The sequence below is a fragment of the Acidobacteriota bacterium genome, from assembly GCA_039028635.1.
In the GTDB taxonomy this organism is placed as follows: domain Bacteria; phylum Acidobacteriota; class Thermoanaerobaculia; order Multivoradales; family JBCCEF01; genus JBCCEF01.
In genome coordinates, this window is sequence record JBCCHV010000002.1 from 130,010 (window position 1) to 147,296 (window position 17,287).

At 67.7% G+C, this 17,287-nt stretch carries 15 protein-coding genes; 9 read left to right on the forward strand and 6 right to left on the reverse strand.

Annotated features, from left to right (window positions below; all coding sequences use genetic code 11):
- A complete protein-coding gene (locus AAF604_01715) occupies window positions 1-1,215 on the forward strand; it encodes an ABC transporter permease (GenBank protein ID MEM7048339.1) in 1,215 nt (404 codons plus the stop codon).
- A complete protein-coding gene (locus AAF604_01720; protein MEM7048340.1) occupies window positions 1,212-1,928 on the forward strand; it encodes an ABC transporter ATP-binding protein in 717 nt (238 codons plus the stop codon). Before AAF604_01715 ends, AAF604_01720 begins: the two co-directional genes overlap by 4 nt.
- Before the next feature lie 8 nt (window positions 1,929-1,936).
- Here the strand turns inward: AAF604_01720 and AAF604_01725 are convergent, their stop codons facing one another.
- Both AAF604_01725 and AAF604_01730 read right to left on the reverse strand, forming a co-directional pair.
- Window positions 1,937-5,032: an efflux RND transporter permease subunit gene (locus AAF604_01725; protein ID MEM7048341.1), complete on the reverse strand. Its 3,096-nt coding sequence runs from the start codon at window positions 5,030-5,032 to the stop codon at window positions 1,937-1,939.
- Between the two features lie 88 nt (window positions 5,033-5,120).
- Complete coding sequence (locus AAF604_01730; GenBank protein ID MEM7048342.1) at window positions 5,121-6,563, reverse strand: efflux RND transporter periplasmic adaptor subunit; 1,443 nt, start codon at window positions 6,561-6,563, stop codon at window positions 5,121-5,123.
- Window positions 6,564-6,889: 326 nt separating this feature from the next.
- On the opposite strand from AAF604_01730, the gene AAF604_01735 reads away from it, so the two are divergent.
- The 7 genes from AAF604_01735 (at window position 6,890) to AAF604_01765 (ending at window position 13,947) form a co-directional block, all read left to right on the forward strand.
- Window positions 6,890-8,098, forward strand: a complete 1,209-nt coding sequence (locus AAF604_01735; protein MEM7048343.1) for a CIA30 family protein — start codon at window positions 6,890-6,892, stop codon at window positions 8,096-8,098.
- 15 nt (window positions 8,099-8,113) lie between these two features.
- Complete coding sequence (locus AAF604_01740; GenBank protein MEM7048344.1) at window positions 8,114-9,214, forward strand: histidine kinase; 1,101 nt, start codon at window positions 8,114-8,116, stop codon at window positions 9,212-9,214.
- Window positions 9,211-9,948 carry a LytTR family transcriptional regulator DNA-binding domain-containing protein gene (locus AAF604_01745; protein MEM7048345.1) on the forward strand — a complete coding sequence of 246 codons (738 nt, stop codon included), beginning with the start codon at window positions 9,211-9,213 and terminating at the stop codon, window positions 9,946-9,948. The genes AAF604_01740 and AAF604_01745 overlap by 4 nt, the downstream gene beginning before the upstream one ends.
- Window positions 9,949-10,055: 107 nt before the next feature.
- Window positions 10,056-10,322 carry a hypothetical protein gene (locus AAF604_01750; GenBank protein MEM7048346.1) on the forward strand — a complete coding sequence of 89 codons (267 nt, stop codon included), beginning with the start codon at window positions 10,056-10,058 and terminating at the stop codon, window positions 10,320-10,322.
- A gap of 262 nt (window positions 10,323-10,584) precedes the next feature.
- Entirely contained in the window at window positions 10,585-11,844 is a 1,260-nt protein-coding gene (locus AAF604_01755; protein ID MEM7048347.1) for an ABC transporter substrate-binding protein, read from the forward strand.
- A 70-nt stretch (window positions 11,845-11,914) separates the two neighbouring features.
- Window positions 11,915-12,922 (forward strand): iron ABC transporter permease, encoded by a 1,008-nt coding sequence (locus AAF604_01760; protein MEM7048348.1) that lies wholly within the window; start codon window positions 11,915-11,917, stop codon window positions 12,920-12,922.
- Window positions 12,919-13,947 (forward strand): ABC transporter ATP-binding protein, encoded by a 1,029-nt coding sequence (locus tag AAF604_01765; protein MEM7048349.1) that lies wholly within the window; start codon window positions 12,919-12,921, stop codon window positions 13,945-13,947. Before AAF604_01760 ends, AAF604_01765 begins: the two co-directional genes overlap by 4 nt.
- A 23-nt stretch (window positions 13,948-13,970) precedes the next feature.
- On the opposite strand, the gene AAF604_01770 is transcribed toward AAF604_01765, so the two are convergent.
- The 4 genes from AAF604_01770 to AAF604_01785 all read right to left on the reverse strand — a co-directional run bounded on the left by AAF604_01770 (window position 13,971) and on the right by AAF604_01785 (window position 17,273).
- Window positions 13,971-15,917, reverse strand: coding sequence for a prolyl oligopeptidase family serine peptidase (locus AAF604_01770; GenBank protein MEM7048350.1), 1,947 nt, complete (start codon window positions 15,915-15,917; stop codon window positions 13,971-13,973).
- 194 nt (window positions 15,918-16,111) lie between these two features.
- Window positions 16,112-16,567 (reverse strand): nucleoside deaminase, encoded by a 456-nt coding sequence (locus AAF604_01775; protein MEM7048351.1) that lies wholly within the window; start codon window positions 16,565-16,567, stop codon window positions 16,112-16,114.
- Window positions 16,568-16,627: 60 nt separating this feature from the next.
- A complete protein-coding gene (locus tag AAF604_01780; GenBank protein ID MEM7048352.1) occupies window positions 16,628-16,777 on the reverse strand; it encodes a hypothetical protein in 150 nt (49 codons plus the stop codon).
- A 328-nt stretch (window positions 16,778-17,105) separates the two neighbouring features.
- Window positions 17,106-17,273, reverse strand: coding sequence for a zf-HC2 domain-containing protein (locus AAF604_01785; protein ID MEM7048353.1), 168 nt, complete (start codon window positions 17,271-17,273; stop codon window positions 17,106-17,108).
- Window positions 17,274-17,287 lie beyond the last annotated feature (14 nt).

Genomic DNA, 17,287 nt, shown 5'->3' on the forward strand with positions numbered 1-17,287 from the left:
GTGCCCTTCGAGATCAAGGTCGCCGTTCGATACCTCGCCAGCAGCCGGCTCCAGACCCTCCTGATCCTCGCCGGCGTGGCTGTCGGCATCGTGGCCTTCACCTTCATGGCCGCCCTCATCAACGGCCTGGAGATCAGCCTGACCAACGACGTCATCGGCAATATCGCCCACGTCACCCTCGAGCCTCCGGAGGAGCAGCCAAGACAGTTGCAGAAGGCCGGTGATCTGCTCACCCTGCTCGCCGTCCAGCGCAGCAACGAGCGGCGCGCCAAGCTCGCCGGATGGCGGCCCCTGGTGGAGCGCATCGAGGCCCGGCCGGAAGTCCTGGCGGTGGCCCCCCAGGTCGAAGGCAACGGCTTTTTCCAACGCGGCGAGAAGGTCATGCCGGTCGGCATCAACGGCCTCGAGCCGGGCCGCGAGTCGGCGATCCTCGACCTCGAAGGCGGATTGGTCCGAGGCTCCCTGGCGTTGGCTCCCGGCGACGTGCTGATCGGCGTGGCGCTGGCGGAAGAGCTCGGCGTCACCACCGGCCAACGCCTGCGCCTGACCAGCGAGCGCGACCGCCAGCGCACCCTCACGGTGCGCGGCCTGTTCGATGTCGGCAGCGCCAGCGTCAACGAGCGCCTGGCCTTCGTCGAGCTGCGCACGGCGCAGAGCCTGCTCGAGCTCGAGGGCAACGTCACCGGCATCGCCCTCAAGATGCGCGACATCTATGGCGCTCCGGACCTCGCCCGTGAGCTGGCGGCGGCGACCGGTCTCGAAGCGCGCGACTGGATCGCCCAGAATCAACGTCTCCAAGGAGCCATCCGGTCGCAGGGCAGCACCGGCTCGATGATCAAGTTCTTCAGCCTCCTGACCATCCTCATCGGCATCGCCAGCGTGCTGTTGCTGGCCGCCGTCCGACGCCGCTCGGAGATCGGCATCCTGCGCAGCATGGGGGTCAGCCGAACCTCGATTCGGCGGATTTTTCAGCTCCAGGGCTTCCTCATCGGCCTGCTGGGATCCGGCATCGGTGCCGCCGGAGGCTGGCTGTTCTGCATCTTTCTGCTCACCATCAGCCGTCAGCCGGACGGTTCGACGACCTTCCCCGTCGACCCCGCCCTCGGCGAGTACGGCACCGCCATCACCCTGGCGACCCTGGCGGGCCTCTTCGCCGCCATCCTGCCGGCCCGCGCCGCCGCCAAGGTGGATCCGGTCGAGGTGATCCAGCAGTGAGCCGGGGCCCATCGGAGACGGCCGAGGGGCTCGTTCTGCGGGCCCGCGGGATCGAGAAGACCTTCGTCGACGGGGACGTCGAGACGCACGTGCTCCACGGCATCGACCTCGACCTCGAACGCGGCTCCTTCGTCGCTTTGATGGGCCCCAGCGGCAGCGGCAAGAGCACCCTGCTCTCGATCCTCGGCACGCTCCTCCAGCCCTCCGCCGGCCGCATCGAGATCGACCAGCAGAACGTCCTCGAGCTGTCCGAGAAGCGGCTCACCGAGTTCCGCAACCGCAGCCTCGGCTTCGTCTTTCAGTACCACCACCTGCTGCCCGACTTCACCGCCCTCGAGAACGTCGTCTTCCCCTCCTATGTCATCCACGGTCGGGAGACTCCCGCGGCCCGCCAACGGGGTCGTGAGCTGCTCGACCGGGTCGGCCTCAGCGAGCGCGCCACCTACCGCTCCACCAAGCTCTCCGGCGGCCAGAAACAGCGCGTCGCCATCGCCCGCGCCCTGATGAACCGGCCGCCCCTCATCCTCGCCGACGAGCCCACCGGCAACCTCGATCGCGAGACCACCTGGCAGATCGTCGCCCTGCTGCAGGAGATCGCCAGCGAAGAGCGCACCACCTTCCTGGTCAGCACCCACGACCCGGAGATCGCGGCGCGCTGCGACCGTACCGTCCAGGTGGTCGATGGTCTGATCGATGAAGGGTTGGTGGGCTAGCCCGAGCTTCAGGCGGGAGCTGCTTGATCCTCCGCCGCCTCGGGGGCGGACCCGTCACGGCGCAGGCGCGCCAATCCTTCGAGAGCCGCCGTGTAGGCGACCGGGATCAACACCAGGGTGACCAAGGTCGAAGCGAGCAGTCCGCCGATCACCACCCGCGCCAACGAGGCCTGGATCTCGCCGCCCACGCCGAGACCGAGGGACAGGGGAATCAGTCCGAGGACGGTGGTGGCGGTGGTCATCAGAATCGGCCGCAGGCGCAGGCGCCCGCCCTCGATCACCGCCTCGACCACCGCCAGGCGACGCTCGCGCCGCAACAGGTTGATGGTGTCCACCAGCACGATGGCGTTGTTGACCACGATGCCGATCAGCATCACCAGCCCCATCACGCTCTGCAGGTTGAGGGTGGTGCCGGTCAGCAACAGGGTCGGCACCACGCCGATCAACGCCACCGGCACGGCGAGCATGACGATCAGGGGATCGAGGAAGCGCTCGAACTGGGCGGCCATCAACATGTAGACCAGGGCCAGCGCCATCAGAATGGCGATCACGAAGTCGCGGCGAGCCGCCTGCTGCTCTTCGAACTGGCCACCGAAATAGAGAGAGAAACCACGCGGCAGGGCGAGATCCTCGAGCGCCCGCTGCACCCCCGCCATGGCGTCGCCCAGGGCGACCCCGCTTTCCAAACCCGCGGTCAGGTAGGTCACCCGCTGCCCGTCGACACGGTCGATCTCCACCGGCCCGCGGCCGCGCTCGCGACGCACCAAGGTGGAGAGCGGCACCATCGCGCCGCTCGGGCCGCGCAGGGCGACACCGGCGAGGTCATCCACCGCCAAGCGGTCCTGCGGCCGCAGCCGCACCGTGATCGGGAACTCGTCGCCCTGCTCGCGAAAGCGTCCGGCCTGAGCCCCGGCGACGCTCGCCAGCAGCACGCGGCCGACGTCGCGCACCGACAGGTCGAGCTGAGCAATGCGCTCGCGATCGAGGATCAGGCGCTCTTCGGGCTGGCCCTGGCGCCGACTGACCCGCACCCCGGAAAGACCGACGACGGACTCCAGGCGCCGCCGGATCTCGGCTGCCAGGCGATCCGCCCGCTCGAGATCCCAGCCGCGCAGCTCGAGCTCGATCGCCTCGCCACCACCCCCGGAGCTGAACACCCGGTTGAGCATCCACAGCCCCTGCTGCGCCTGGACATCGAGCTCACCGCCGGGCACCGTGCCCTCGACCTCCCGACGCACCCGATCCGCCAGCTCACTGCTCGAGATCGAGCGCTCCGACTGAGGCGCCAGCTTGAGCTCGACGGCGGCGTTGCCGCCCCGGATCTCAGTGGACGACAAATGCACCTCGCTCGCCGGCACCACCCGCCGCACGCGATCCTCCAGCTCGTCGACGTAAGAGCGCACCACGGCGATGTTGGTGCCGCGGGCCATTTCGATCTCGATGTCGAGCTCGTCGGCATCGGTCTGGGGCGCCAGCTCCACCGGAATCAGCGGCCAGCCGGCGAGGGCCAAGGCCAGCAGCCCAGCGGTGGCCCCGAAGACCAGGCGACGGCGCTCGATGGCACCCGCCAAGCGCGCCGTGTACCAGCCCTCCAGGCGCTGCAGAAAACCGGCGCGCCGCTTCGTCGCCCCCCGCCGCACCAAGCGCGAAGCCAGCACCGGTACCAGGGTCAGGGCGACGAGCAGGGAGCAGGCGAGGGCAAAGACCACCACCAGGGCGAGGGCCTGGAAAAGCGCCCCGCTGGTGGTGCGAGCAAACACCACCGGCAGAAAGATGACGCAGGTGGTCAGGGTCGAGGCAACGATGGCACCGGCCACCTCACGACTGCCCTGGCGGGCCGCCTCGGCGCCGGTGAGTCGCTCTTCCTCGCGCTTTCGCACGATGCTCTCGAGCACCACGATGGCGTTGTCGACGATCAGCCCGACACCCAGGGCGAGGCCGCCGAAGGTCATCTGGTTCAAGGACAGGCCGGCGAAGAACAGCAGGGCGAAGGTGGCGATCACCGAAATCGGAATCGACAGCGTGATGATCACCGTGCTCGAGCCGGAACGGAGGAAGAAGTAGAGCACCAGGACCGCCAGCAGCGAGCCCCACAGAGCCGAGCTCTGCACGTTGCCGATCGACTGGCGGATGAAGTCGCTCTGGTCCACCACCACCGTCAGGTGAACGTCGCCGCGGTCGCGGTTGATGCGCTCCACCTCGCGCCGGGCGACCGCCGCCACAGCCACCGTGTTGGCGCCACTCTGCTTCTGAATGCCGACGCTGATCGCCGGCACGCCGTTCATCTCCACCATGTAGCCGACGTCTTCGTAGCCGTCGGTCACCTGCGCCACATCGCGCACTCGCACCGGTCGACCCTGCGGCCGGGTGATCACCGTGCGGGCGATCTCTTCCAGGGACCGGTACTCCCCCAATGCCCGGATGTAGAGATCGTCGAAGCCGCTCTTCACCGTGCCGGTGGGAAAGGTGACGTTGTCCCGCGCCAGGGCGGCCTGCACATCGAGGGGCGTCAGTCCGGCGGCCCGCAGGCGATCGCGATCGAGCTCGACGCGGATCTCGCGATAAACGCCGCCGCGGAGCTGAATCGCACCGACCCCCGGAATCTGCTCGAAACGCCGCGCCAGGTCGTCCTCGATGATGCGCGTCAGGGCCTCGAGATCGCGGGTCGAGGTGACCGCCAGGCTAACCACCTCGACGCGATCGAGGTCGAGCTTGAAAATCTCCGGTGCCTCCGCCTCCACCGGCCAGTCCTCACGCAGGCCATCGAGGGCCGCCCGCAAATCGTTGGCCGCCTCGTCGAGGGAGGTGCCACGGGCGAACTCCAGCCGCACCCGCGATCGTCCCTCTTCCGACTGACTGGTGATGCGCTCCAGATTGGGAAGGCCGGCCACGGCGTTCTCGATCGGATCGGTGATGATCTGCTCGATCTCCTGGGGGCCGACATTTGGATAACCCACCCGCACCGTGAGTTGGGTGAACTCCACCTTCGGCAGCAGATCGAGCGGCAGGCTGCGGAAGGACACCAGGCCGAGCACGATGACGATCAAAAAGACCATCGCGGTGGCCACCGGACGCCGGATGCAGAGATCGCTGATCGCGGCCATCAGCGAGCCTTTCCGAGGCGCATCTCGCCGTCCTGGCCAGAATCCACCATCGGCCGAGTGGTCATCACCCGCTGGCTCCGGTGAATTTTCATGGCGCCGGACCGCCGGCGTTCGCGCCCGCCGAGGCACCGCTGCCGGCATCGGAGGGCTCCCCCGCCTTCAGAACGCGAATCACCTCGTCCTCGCTGGCAGGGATCTCGGCCCCCAGCGCCGCCGCGACCCGCTGCTGCTTGGCGAGAAAGTCCTCCAGCAAGTCTTCCCGCTGCAGCTCCTGGAGCTGGCGCACCCGCTGCCAGGAAGTGGGTCGAACCCGAGCCCGAGCCATCGCCGAGCCGGCTTCCCTCGCGGCCGAGCCTCCTTCTCCGACCTCGGCACCCTCACCGCCGGTGGCGTCTTCCGCCTGCTGCCACAGCATCTGCTGACCGAGGGTCACCACCCACTCGCCGGCGGCGAGACCCGCGACCCCCACCTCACCTCCACCCTCGGCCAGGACCCGGGCCGGCCGGAAGACCACTCGACGCACCCGCTCGTCGGGCTCCAGATCCGCCGGTGACACTCCCTCCGCAGGCGCCACCAGACCCTGCGATTCCAGCACCGAGAAGATGCCCTGCTGGCCCGATGCGGGCTCCTCCCACAGGGCGCTGGCCGGCACCAGCGTCGCCGGAGCGCTTTCGCCATAGAAGATCCGCACCGTCACGAACATGCCGGGTCGCAACCACGCCGGCGGATCGTCGAGATCGATCTCGCCGACGGTGGTGAAGCTCTCCTCGGCGAGGAACGGCGACACCCGCGACAGGCGCGCGGTCAACGGGCCGGTCCCGCTCGGCACTGCGTCCTCGTCCGTCACCACTTCGACCGGCATGCCAGCCTCCACCCGGCCGAGCATCGCCTCGGTGAGCGGCACCTCGACCCGCATCTCGTCGAGATTGCCGACCAAGAAGAGCACCGAGCCCGAATCCACCCGCTGCCCGACCTCGACCTGGCGCTGGCCGACGCGACCGGCCACCGGCGCCCGCACCACCGTCTTGGTGAGGGCGGAGCGACGCTCTTCGGCGGTGGCGCGCGCCTGATCGACCCGCGCTGCCGCCTGGGCGGCGCTCGCTTCGAGGGCGCCGAGCTGGGCCTCCGCCACCTCGAGGTTCTGAACGCTCACCAGGTCCTCGGCGGCCAGGGCCCGAGTGCGCCGCACCCGAGCCTCGATCTCCACCACCCGCGCCCGCGCCTCGGCCAGCGATGCCTCCGCCAGGCGCACGTCCGCTTCGGCCTGGCGCAAGCGCTCACGGAGCTCGTCGCCCTGCAGTCGAACCAGCGGCTGACCACGGCCCACGGAGTCCCCGCTGCGCACCAAGACCTCGACCACCGATCCGGCCACCTCGGGCCGAATCGCCACCTGGTTGTCTGCCCGCACCAACCCGTTCACCGTCGCCTGCAGAGGCAGTCGCCCCTGTCGGGCCTCCACCGCCTCCACCAACGGCGGCCGGCGCTCCGGCCGCGCCTCCGGAGCGGCTCCGCAGGCCGAGAGCAAAAGCAACGAGAGCAAACCGCCGCTGGCCGCGACAGCAAGGCGAAGCGGCCCAGCGGAGCGCACGAACGAAGGGGACGAGAACAGCCTCGAGGGAAGGGTTGGTCGCGACATCACCAGCAGCGTATCAACCGTCTTTGACGACGAGGTCACCGCCCCCCGCATCGCCAGCGACCACCTCCCTCACGCGCTCGTTCGCCACCGTCGAGCCCGCGACAGCGCGCCCGGCGGAGGCCGAACCGGGTCATTTCACCGAGCCCGACGGCCGACTCACCGAGTCCGCCAGAACGAAGATCGAGGGTCCGCGTAGGCCGAGAGCAAGGAGACCTCGAACGATGAAACGAAAAATCTGCTGGATCGCAGCACTCCTCGGCCTCGCCGCCGGTCACCTGCAGGCGGGCGAGTTTCTGATCGATGACTTCGTCGACGGCAACCTGGAGGCCCAGCCGGGACTCTCCTGGGTGGTGATCGCCGACGATGCGATTGGCGGCGGAAGCCAGGCCGAGCTCGCGGTCGTTCCCCGAGCTTCGGGCCATACCTTGAAGCTGGTCGGCAAGCTGGGCCAGCCGCCCAAGGGTTTCCCGGTGAGCTTCCTGGGACTGTGGACCGCCGTCGACGACGAGGGCCGGTCTTTCGACTTGTCGGCCTTTCAGGGGATTCGCATGCGCGCCCGGGGCCAAGGCGGCGGACTGACCGTGGGCGTCCGGGGCAGCGCCTCGCCGATGAACTACGTGGCCGCCGTCGAGATCGGCCCGGAGTGGACCGAGCTCGAGGTGCCGTTTTCGAAGCTTCGCGGCCAGATCCCGAGTGCTTCCGACGACGGCTGGACTCCCGAAGACATCGCCTGGGTCGGACTCTCCTTCCAAGGAGCGCCGGAAGCCGAGGTCCGCCTCGAGCTCGACCGCATCGCCTTCTACGCAGAGAGCAAGGCGGCGAAGCCGACTCCCTCACCGGCTCGTAGCGCCACCTCTGCGGTGGTCAAGACGAAGCTAGTCGAACCGGACTCCTTGCGCCGACTGGCCTGGAAGAGCCTGGCGCAGGAAGAGGCCGGTGACGATCTGCGCGGCGGCTCCCTCCCAGACGCCCGGGCCGTCGACTGGGCTCTCGACGGAGAAGAGCGACTCTGGATCCGCGTTCGCCTGGCCAACGCTCCGCCCCAGAACGCCTTCGGCGTCAACGTGGCCCTGGAGACCAGCGGCGACCCCGACGACGGCATGCCCTGGTGGGGCAGCAACAGCTCTTTTCGCTTCGATCACTTGGTGACGGCCTACCTCTCCCGCGGCGACGGCTACTGGCAAGGCGTCTGCGGCCTCTCGGGCTTCGCGCAGGTCCAGCAGGGCAACATGACCGCCGAGAGCTCCGCCGTCGTCGCCAGCGTCGACCGCGAGCACCCAGCGCTCCTGGTGGGCATTCCCCGCGCCGACCTGCCCAAGAACGACTCCTTGCGCCTGATCGTCACCGTCGGCTCGGCGATGGTCAACAACGACGACATCCCCAACCAGGGCTCTCTGCAACTCGACCTGGCCGCCGTTTCGAAGCCTTAGCGGATAATGGGCACCATGCCCGCGACTGCAGGCGCCCGCGGCACGCGTCACCTCTTCTGGCTCTACGGGCTCTCGTGGCTGCCGTTCTTGATCGCCTACGGAGTCGCCCTCGGGCTGTCGCTCGACGTCGACTTCGAGCTCGCGGCCCTCGGCGCGCTGGCCAACGGGCTGCCCCCAGCCCTCCTCGGCTGGCCCGCCCTCCGGGCCAGCCGCATGCTGTCGAGGCGACGGCCTCCCCCGGCCGTCGCCTTCGCTCGCCATGTGGTCGCCGGCAGCCTCTACGTACTGGCTTCCGGGGTCGGGACCTGGCTGGTCTTCAAGCTCGTCCACCGCCTCCAATCGGGCGCCTGGCATTGGGCCCTCGGCGACACCCGGCCACTCTTCTGGCAGATGCTGATCTGCTCCCTGCTCTACCTCGTCTTGGCGGGATTCGGCCGCACCTGGGCGCTGGCGGATCGCCTGCGGGAAGAAGCGCAGCGCAGTGCCCGGGCGCGGGAGCTCGCGGCGCGCTCGGAGCTCAGCGCCCTGCGCTCCCGTCTCGACCCCCACTTCCTGTTCAACACCCTGCACTCGCTGCTCGCCCTGGTGCGCAGCGATCCGACGGCGGCGGAGGAAGCCCTCGAACGCTTCGGCGATCTCCTCCGCTACGTCCTGGCGACGCGAAGTCCCGAAGCCGAAGAGGTCCGCCTGGCGGAGGAGAAGGACTTCCTCGGCGATTACCTCGAGCTCGAGCGCCTGCGTCTCGGCGATCGCCTGCGCGTCGACGAGCACTTCGAGACCGCGGCCCTCGGCTGCCGGCTCCCCGCCTTCACCCTGCAACCGCTGGTCGAGAACGCAGTGCGCTACGCGGTGGCAGCGCGCAGCGAGGGTGGCAGGATCGAGATCCGCGCCGATCTCGCCGACTCCTGTCTGCGTCTCGAAGTGCGGGACGACGGACCCGGGGCACGGCCGGAGGCGGTCGCCGATGGCGGCCTGGGCATCGCCCTCGTCCGCGATCGACTGCAGGCTCTACACGGCGACGCAGCGGGACTCGAAGTCGAGACCGAGCCGGGAGCGGGTTTCCTGGTGCGGATTTGGTTGCCGAAGGTTGGCGACGAGGAGGTCGCCGGGCCATGAGGGTGGTGGTCGTCGAAGACGAGGTCCTCGCCCGCGAAGCCCTACGAGATCTCCTCGCCGAGCATGGCATCGCGCCCCTCGCCGAGGCCACCGATGGCCGCTCCGCCCTCGCAGCCATCGCTCGCTGGGCGCCGGACGTCGTCTTTCTCGACATTCGGCTGCCGGAGCTTTCCGGCCTCGAGGTCTTGGAAGGCGTCGAACCAGCGCAACGCCCACTGGTGGTTTTCACCACCGCCTATGATCGCTACGCGGTCACCGCCTTCGAGCTCGAAGCGGTGGACTACCTGGTCAAGCCCTTCGGCCGCAAGCGCTTCGCGGCAACCCTCGCCCGAGTCCGCGAGAAGCTGCGCCAAGGCAAGCCGACGGACCTCTCCGCAACCCTTCGCGAGGATCTCTTCGAGCGCCCCCGAAAACGCCTCTTCGCCCGCAAAGGCCGCGCCATCGTGCCGGTACCGGTCGACCAGATCGAGCTCATCTCCGGAGCCGACGACTACAGCCGCCTGTGCTGTGGCGATGAGAGTTACCTGGTGGCCCTCCGGCTGCGCGACCTCGAAGCGCAGCTCGATCCCGACCGCTTCCTGCGCATCCACCGCTCCCACCTGATCAACCTGGACCGAGTGGCCGAGATCCGACCCCGCGACTCTCATCGACTCGAGGTCATCCTGAGGTCCGGAGCCCGCGTCCCGGCCAGCCGCCAGGGCTCGGCCCGTCTGCGCGGCCGAATGCTCACCTAGCCCAGAGGCTCGTGACCTTTCTTGACAGTGAGAGAACTCACAATGCACACTGACCGCCAGGTGATTATGTGAGTCGATTGAGAACGTGTCGCTCTCGAGCATGGGCCGTGCGGTGGCTGTTCACCGCCGCGGCGGTACTTCCGCTCTTGGGCTTACTCTTCGCGGCCGGGCACGGACACGACCTCGCCCAGGGCGATGAAGAGCACTGCGCCGACTGCCACCTTCAGCAGGCCAAATGGCTGCCCGAAATCGGCACACCAGAGCTCGCCCTCGACAGCGCCTCTCAATCCCGTAGCACCGCAACCCACGAGCGAATCGCCCGCGACAGCCGGCACCTCCTCGAGCCGCTCCGCGGCCCTCCGACGCCCGCCTGAGCCAGAGCCCGTCCTCGATCGAACGCGTCCGACCAGGCACGGTTCCGCCGCCGCAGGCGAATCGCGCTTTCGCCATAGCGGTTGAGCCGATCCAGGCATCGGAGCTCGTCCGACCCGTAGAGAAATCGCGCCCGTAGTCAGTTCTGGGTTCGCACTCCGAACCGCCGGCACTGTTCTCCGGACCCTTGACGAGCAAGGTGGATCGCCTGTTTTTTCAGGTCCCCTTGACCAACCACATGAATGAGCTGCAATGGGGGAGTCTATGGAGCTGCCTCGATTTCCTGACCGCAACTACAGCACTGTCCTGCTCGCGCTGGTGCTGGGGATTTTCACCTTCGGATGCGAGCGCCAGATCCAGCCGCCGGCGGACGGGCTTCCGACGGTCGCCGGCGTGCCAACGAGCAACCTCGAAGCGGCCGCTGTCGCGGACTACGACCCGCAGGTCGACTACTTTCCGGACAAGGCGGTGTTCCGCCACGCGACTCAGATCGAGATCGAGTACCACCGCCATTACAAGGTCGCCAAGGCCGAGACCCTCGGCACCGGCGAGGAGTTCGAGTTCGTTCTCGTCCAGCGCGGAACCCCGATCCCCGACACCCGCCGGGACGTTCTGGTGGTGCAGGTTCCGGTGACTCGGTTCAGCCTGGGGACGTTCCGCTACGGTCGCGCCGCCGAGCTGCTCGCCGTCGTCGATCGCCTGGTGGGTTTCGGGAATCACACCCATGCGAGCGTCCCCGCCATCCTCGAGCTCTTCGAGTCCGGCAAGCTGAAGCGGAACTTCAATCTCGAGGCCATTGCCGAGCGCGGCACGGAGGCACACTTCGAGTGGTACTTCCCGGCCAGCCTGAGCCGCTCGGCGACCCACCGGCGGCTCGGAATCCCAGGCATCCCCATGGCGGAGCATCTCGAACCCACTCCCCTCGCTCGCGCCGAGTGGCTCAAGTTCTTCGCCCTGTTCTTCAACCAGGAGAAGGCGGCCGAGAAGGCCTTCGACGACATCGAACAGGCCTACGAGCAGGCGCGCCGAGCGCTCGCCCAGGTCGCTTCGAGACCCAAGGTTTTGGTCGGCGCCCCGGAGGACGATGGTTGGAGTCTCTACGGTGGCCGCAATCTCGCCGCCAAGATGATCGAGGATGCAGGCGGCCAGTACCTGGATGCGGACAACGATAGTGCTGAAACCAGCATCACCGTGCCGTTCGAAGCGGCGCTCGAGGGAGCGCGCGAAGCGGACGTCTGGCTTCTCGGGCCCGAGTTCTCGTTCGGCAACCGCCTCGAAGAGAAAACTCTGGACGACCCGCGGTTCGCCTTTGTGCCTGCCGTGCGCTCCGGGAGGGTCTTCGTGGGACACGCCGGCTACCCCGACGGCATCAATCCTTGGTGGGACTACGCCCTGGTGGAGCCCCATCTCGAGCTCTTGGACCTGATGGCGATCTTCCACCCCGAGACGCATGGGAATCGAGAGCTGCACTTCTATCGCAGGTTGGAGAGCAGCGAGGCAGGAGGAGGAGCGATCCGTGAGTGAGCAATCTTCGTCCGCTTCCACCCTCGCTCCCGCGACCCTCCGTCCCGAGAGGACGAGGCTCCTGCCATGGATGATCTTGCTCGGCGGGCTGACGCTCATTTTCTTTCTCGAGCTCGCCCTGGGTGTCGTCTGGATCCCCCTACGCGATGTCTTTTCAGTGCTCCTGGGCTTCGATGCCTCGGTGGATCGTTGGCATCGCATCGTGCTCGATTTCCGCCTGCCCCGAACTCTCACCGCCCTGACCGCCGGCTCCGCGCTGGGAGTGTGCGGTCTGCTCCTGCAGACGACCTTTCGCAATCCGCTCGCCGATCCCTGGTTTTTCGGTCTGGTCCACAGTGCCCGCCTGGGCGTCGCCCTGTTCGTGGTGATCTCGGGGTCCTTCGGCGGCACCGTGCTGGCGAGCCTCGGCTTGCTGTCGAACCTGGGGCTCGCCCTCTCGGCGGGCTTGGGCGCTCTGGCGATGACCTCTCTCCTGCTGGCTCTGGCTCCCCGAGTCGGCGCCGTAACCCTGCTGCTCAGCGGACTCATGCTGGGCCAGGCGGCCAGTGGCCTGGTCAGCGTTGTTCTGCACTTCACGTCGGAAGCTCAGTCGCGCGCCTTCACGCAGTGGAATGATGGCACCTTCGTGCACGTCGGGTTCTCACAGTGGAGTCTCCTGGCGTCGATCGTCGCCCTCGGCTTCGCCTGCACCGTCTTGCTCTCCAAACCACTGAACATCCTCCTGCTCGGGGAGAGCTATGCCCAGACCCTCGGCCTGGCGGTGGAGCGGATCCGGCGCGCCACGGTCGCCGTCGCGGCGGTTCTCGCCGGCGCGGTGACGGCATTCTGTGGTCCGGTGGCCTTCCTGGGGATTCTGGCGCCGCACCTCGCTCGGGTGCTCTTCCGAAGCGCGGATCATCGCGTCCTCCTACCGGCCTGCGCCTTGCTCGGCGCTGCCCTGGCAGCGCTGGCCGACCTCATCGTCCATCTGCCCTGGAGCCGACACTTTCTGCATCTCAATGCCATGCTGGGCCTGGTGGGCGGTCCGACCGTCGTGCTCCTCCTGCTTCGCGGCTACGGCCTGCGGGAGGCCTCATGAGCCGCGATGCGATCGCCCTCGACCGGCTGACCATCGGCTACCGCCTACCGCGGAACCAGGAGAAGCGAATCGCCTCGGATCTGGGACTGCGGGTGCCCGAAGGGCAGTTCACGGTCCTTCTGGGACCCAACGGCGCCGGCAAGTCGACGCTCTTGCGAACGGTGTGCGGGTTGCAGGAGCCGCTCGCAGGTCGCGTGCTCTTGGGGGGACGAGATCTCGCCGCCATCTCTCCTCGCCAGCGAGCCCGGACCCTCGGGGTCGTGCTCACGGAACGGGTCGATACCTGGGGATTGACGGTCTGGGATCTGGTCGCCCTCGGGCGGGCGCCGCATACTCGCTGGTCGGGCCGACTCGCGGACGACGATCACGCCGCGGTCACCAGAGCGCTGGTCGAAACGGACACCGACCAGTTCGCCCGGCGCAGGGTCTCTGAGCTCAGCGATGGTGAGAAACAGCGGGTGCTGGTCGCCCGAGCCCTCGCCCAAGAGCCGGCGGTGCTGGTGCTCGACGAGGTGACGGCGTTTCTCGATCTGGCTCGACGGGTCGAGATCATGCAGCTCCTGAGGAAGCTGGCACACTCCAGCGGCAAAACCCTTCTTCTCTCGACCCACGACCTCGACCTCGCGCTGCGCACGGCCGACCGCCTGTGGATGATCGATCGCCAGGGCCGAGTGCACGAGGGGTGCCCCGAAGATCTCGTGCTGGCCGGCTCCGTGGCGGAGGTGTTTCGGCACGAGGGGCTCGAGTACGACCCCGCCCTGGGCCGCTTCGAACTCGATCAAGGCAGCGGTGAGTGGATTCGCCTGGCGGGCGACGGCGTGGCCGCGCAATGGACCCAACACGCCCTCGAGCGCCGCGGTTTTCAGGTCGACCGCGAGGGCAGGAGCGATGCGGCTGCAGCCGTCGAGGTCACCCGAGAAGAGCCGCGCTGGCGCCTGACCTGTCGAGACCGAGTGTCCCGCCATTCAACCTTGGAGGAGCTGACATCCGAGCTCGAGGCCCAACTCGAGGCGGTGGTCGCTTGACGGAACCGCCGGCCGGGGACCGATCAGTGACGAGCCGGGGCCGTGCGTAGCGCTTCGAGCTCGAAGGCTTCGATAATCCTGGTCGCCGGGCCACTGCTCTTTTGATTGCCACCGATCACGAGCACGCGGTCTTCGACGAGGACAGCATCGGAATGACGCCGCGGAGTGATCTCGAGATCGAGTAGCTCGAGGCTTCCCGTGACGGTGTCGTAGCGGTGAACCGAGCTCATTTGCTGGTAGTCCCCGAAGATGTAGACCTCGGTTCCGACCGCGACGGCAGAGAAGGCGCTGAGGGCATAGGGGAGATCCTCGCGGCGCTGCCAGATTCCGCTTGCCGTGTCGAACACCAAGACGGAACGCAGAGCCGAGCCGTTGTAGCCGCCGATGGCGAAGAGCCGCTGTCCGACACTCACCACTTGCCCCTCACGGGGGAAGGGCATGTCCGCGAGTGATTCCCAGGCGGCCTCGCCCTGTCCGAGCTTGAAGGCCACCGCGGAGTAGGTACCCTGTTCCGTGAGCCCCCCAATCGCGTAGATGTCGCCCGCGACCTCGGTCATGCCGAGGGTCCGCAACGGCTCCGGAAGCGCCGGCATCTCCCGGAAGATTCCGCTCTCGAGGTCGAGCGTCTCGCAGGACGCCACTCGGAAACGCGACAGCCCGACCTGGGTTCGGCCTCCGCAGCTGACGAGAGAGCCCTCGAGCAGGACGGAGCCGTGATTCGCCCGCCGGTGCAGGCCGCTGGAGAAGTAGCTGGACTCGAGGGAAGTCGGGTCGACGCGCTCGATCAGGGACAACACCCCCGGATGCATGAAGTCCGGACCATTGCGACTCCCATTCGGCGCGCCGCCATGGACGTAGACCCAGCGACCGTCGGTGGCCGCACTGAGCCCGTAGCGCGGCACGAGCAGCTCGCCTCGTCCCACCGCCGAGCCTTCGGAAGAGTCCTTAGCCGCGGGAGAGTCGGCAGCTCCTGGCGAATCCGGAGAGGCTGCGCGAGCGAGCCAGGACTCGAGCTCGGTGCGGAGTGCTCGAGCTTTCCCCAAGAGGGCATGTCCACCGCTCTCGAAGACGACGACCCGGGCCTTTCGCCCGGCTTCGGTCCAGCGGGTCGCAAACTCGAGCGAGGCCGAAGGATGGACCCGCTCATCGTCCGCCCCATGCAGCAGGAGAACCGGAACCTCTGCCAGGCGCTCGACTACATTGACCGGCGATCGCGAGAAAAGAGCGGCCTCCCGATCCTGGGAGTAACCGGGGACCGACCGCGAGTAGATCTCCGAGTCCATTGCCGGACGGCGCGACGCGGTATCCGCCAGATCGAGGTCGCCGGCGATCAGGACCGCTGAGCGAAAAGGCGTCGGCGGTTCGAGTGCCCAGGCAGCGACGAGACCTCCCCGACTGAAACCGACGACATCGATGTGGTCGGCATCGACGAACGGCTGCGCCGCGAGCACCGCGGCCGCGGAACGCAGGTCCGATACATCGCCGGCACCGAGCTCTGGCTCACCCTCACTACCGCCCTCGCCGCGATACTCGAGGGCCAGAACAACCCGCCCGGCCTCGGCCATCATGAGCATGCGGATCGTGTCCAGAAAGCGCAGCTGACCCCACTGCCGATTTCCTCCCCGAGCGTAGACCACCGCCGGAAACGGCCCGGCCCCGGAAGGCCGAACGAGAAGTCCCCGCAGCCGCAGCGACTGAGAACGAAACTGCACCCGCTCGATGGATCCGCGTTGCCCCGAAAGCCAGCCGTCGAACTCCTCTTCGCTCCAAGCATTGGCCAGCTCTGCAGTCTCGTGGGGAGATGTCCCCGAGGCCATGAACTCGAGCCAGTCGGAACGACTTTCGAAAGGAGACTTCCAAGCCTCGCAGGATTCGAAGACCGGATCGCCTCCCTCGCTGGGCTGACAGGCACTGTCCGCGCTCACCGGCCGGACGCTGGCAGCCATCACAAGGGCGACAGCAATAGCCATGGTCAAAGAAAATCCAGGCCGCAAAGTTCCTGAAGATCGCAGGGCCGAATGGCTCCAAGCTTCCATGCTCCCCTCCTGCTCGCGTTTCGACCACGGTGCCGAGGCGACGAGCGAACGATCGCAGCGGCTGGTGGTCTTCCTTTCGGATGGTCTGCGAGAGACGAGAGCTCTGTCAACCGGTGCTGCCGATTCTCCTAGACCTCTTCGCGGCCCGCGATGTCTTCGTCCCAGAGGGCCGGGTTCTCGCCGATGAAGCGCGCCATGAGGTCCCGGCAGGCGGGGTCATCGAGGAGCACGACCTCGACGCCGTGCTGGCGCAGGAAGTCGAGGTTGCCCGGGAAGCTGTGGTCCTCCCCCACCACCACCCGCGGCACCCCGAACTGCACGATCGTCCCCGCACACATCATGCAGGGGCTGAGGGTGGTGTAGAGGGTCACTCCGTCGTAGCGCGCTCGCCGGCCGGCACTGCGAAAGCAATCCATCTCGCCGTGGGCCGTCGGGTCCCCGCGCTGCACCCGCTGGTTGTGACCGCGGGCGATGATCCGCCCCTCCTCCACCATCACCGCCCCGATCGGCAGGCCACCCTCGTCGTAGGACTTCTGCGCCTGCTCGAGGGCGGCCTGCATTCGTTCGTGGTCGAGTTGCTTCATCGTTCTTCGCGTCCAGAGTGATCGCTCTACCGCCACCGCAGAGGTGGCCCCTCTCGAAGTTCACGGCGCCAGCTTGCGCAGCTCGATGGCGCCGCTGAAGAATTCGAGATCGAGAGTACCTGCTCCGGAGCCGATCTGAAATCGGAAGCTCTTTTCGGTCCAATCCACCACACCGAAATCAAGAGCAAGCCGCTGGACCCAACGGAGCATCTCTTTCCTCGACCGGGAAGAGAGCCACCGAGGCGGCGAGCGGAGGCCAACTCCTCGCGCCAGCCTCTACAGGCTGAGCCCGTCCTTCGAGAGGCGTCTCCGCCGGCTCGATGGCCGAGTGAATCTCGGACCACAGATCGGTCTTCGGCTAGCCCGCCCTTCTCACGAGGTTTTCTGGCGAGAGGCCGTAGGTTCTTGAAGATGCAAGACATCCGTCGCTGCCACGACGACGCCGTACTCGACGTACTGCGAGGAGAGCAGGCGACGGATAACGCAGCAGATTCAGGGACATACGGACTCGCAGCGCAAAGCTGGTGAGAAGGGCGGGCTAGCGGTTCGGCAGAGACTCCAGAGTCTCGACGAGGTCGCGCAGAGACTGCAACCGCCGCCCACAGTCGGAGCACTCGGCCAGATGGCTCGCGACTTGGTCGCGGCTCGCCGTATCGAGGTCCCCTTCGAGGAACGCAGAGAGCAGCTCGACGCGGGGATGGATCATGGTTTCGGTCCTCC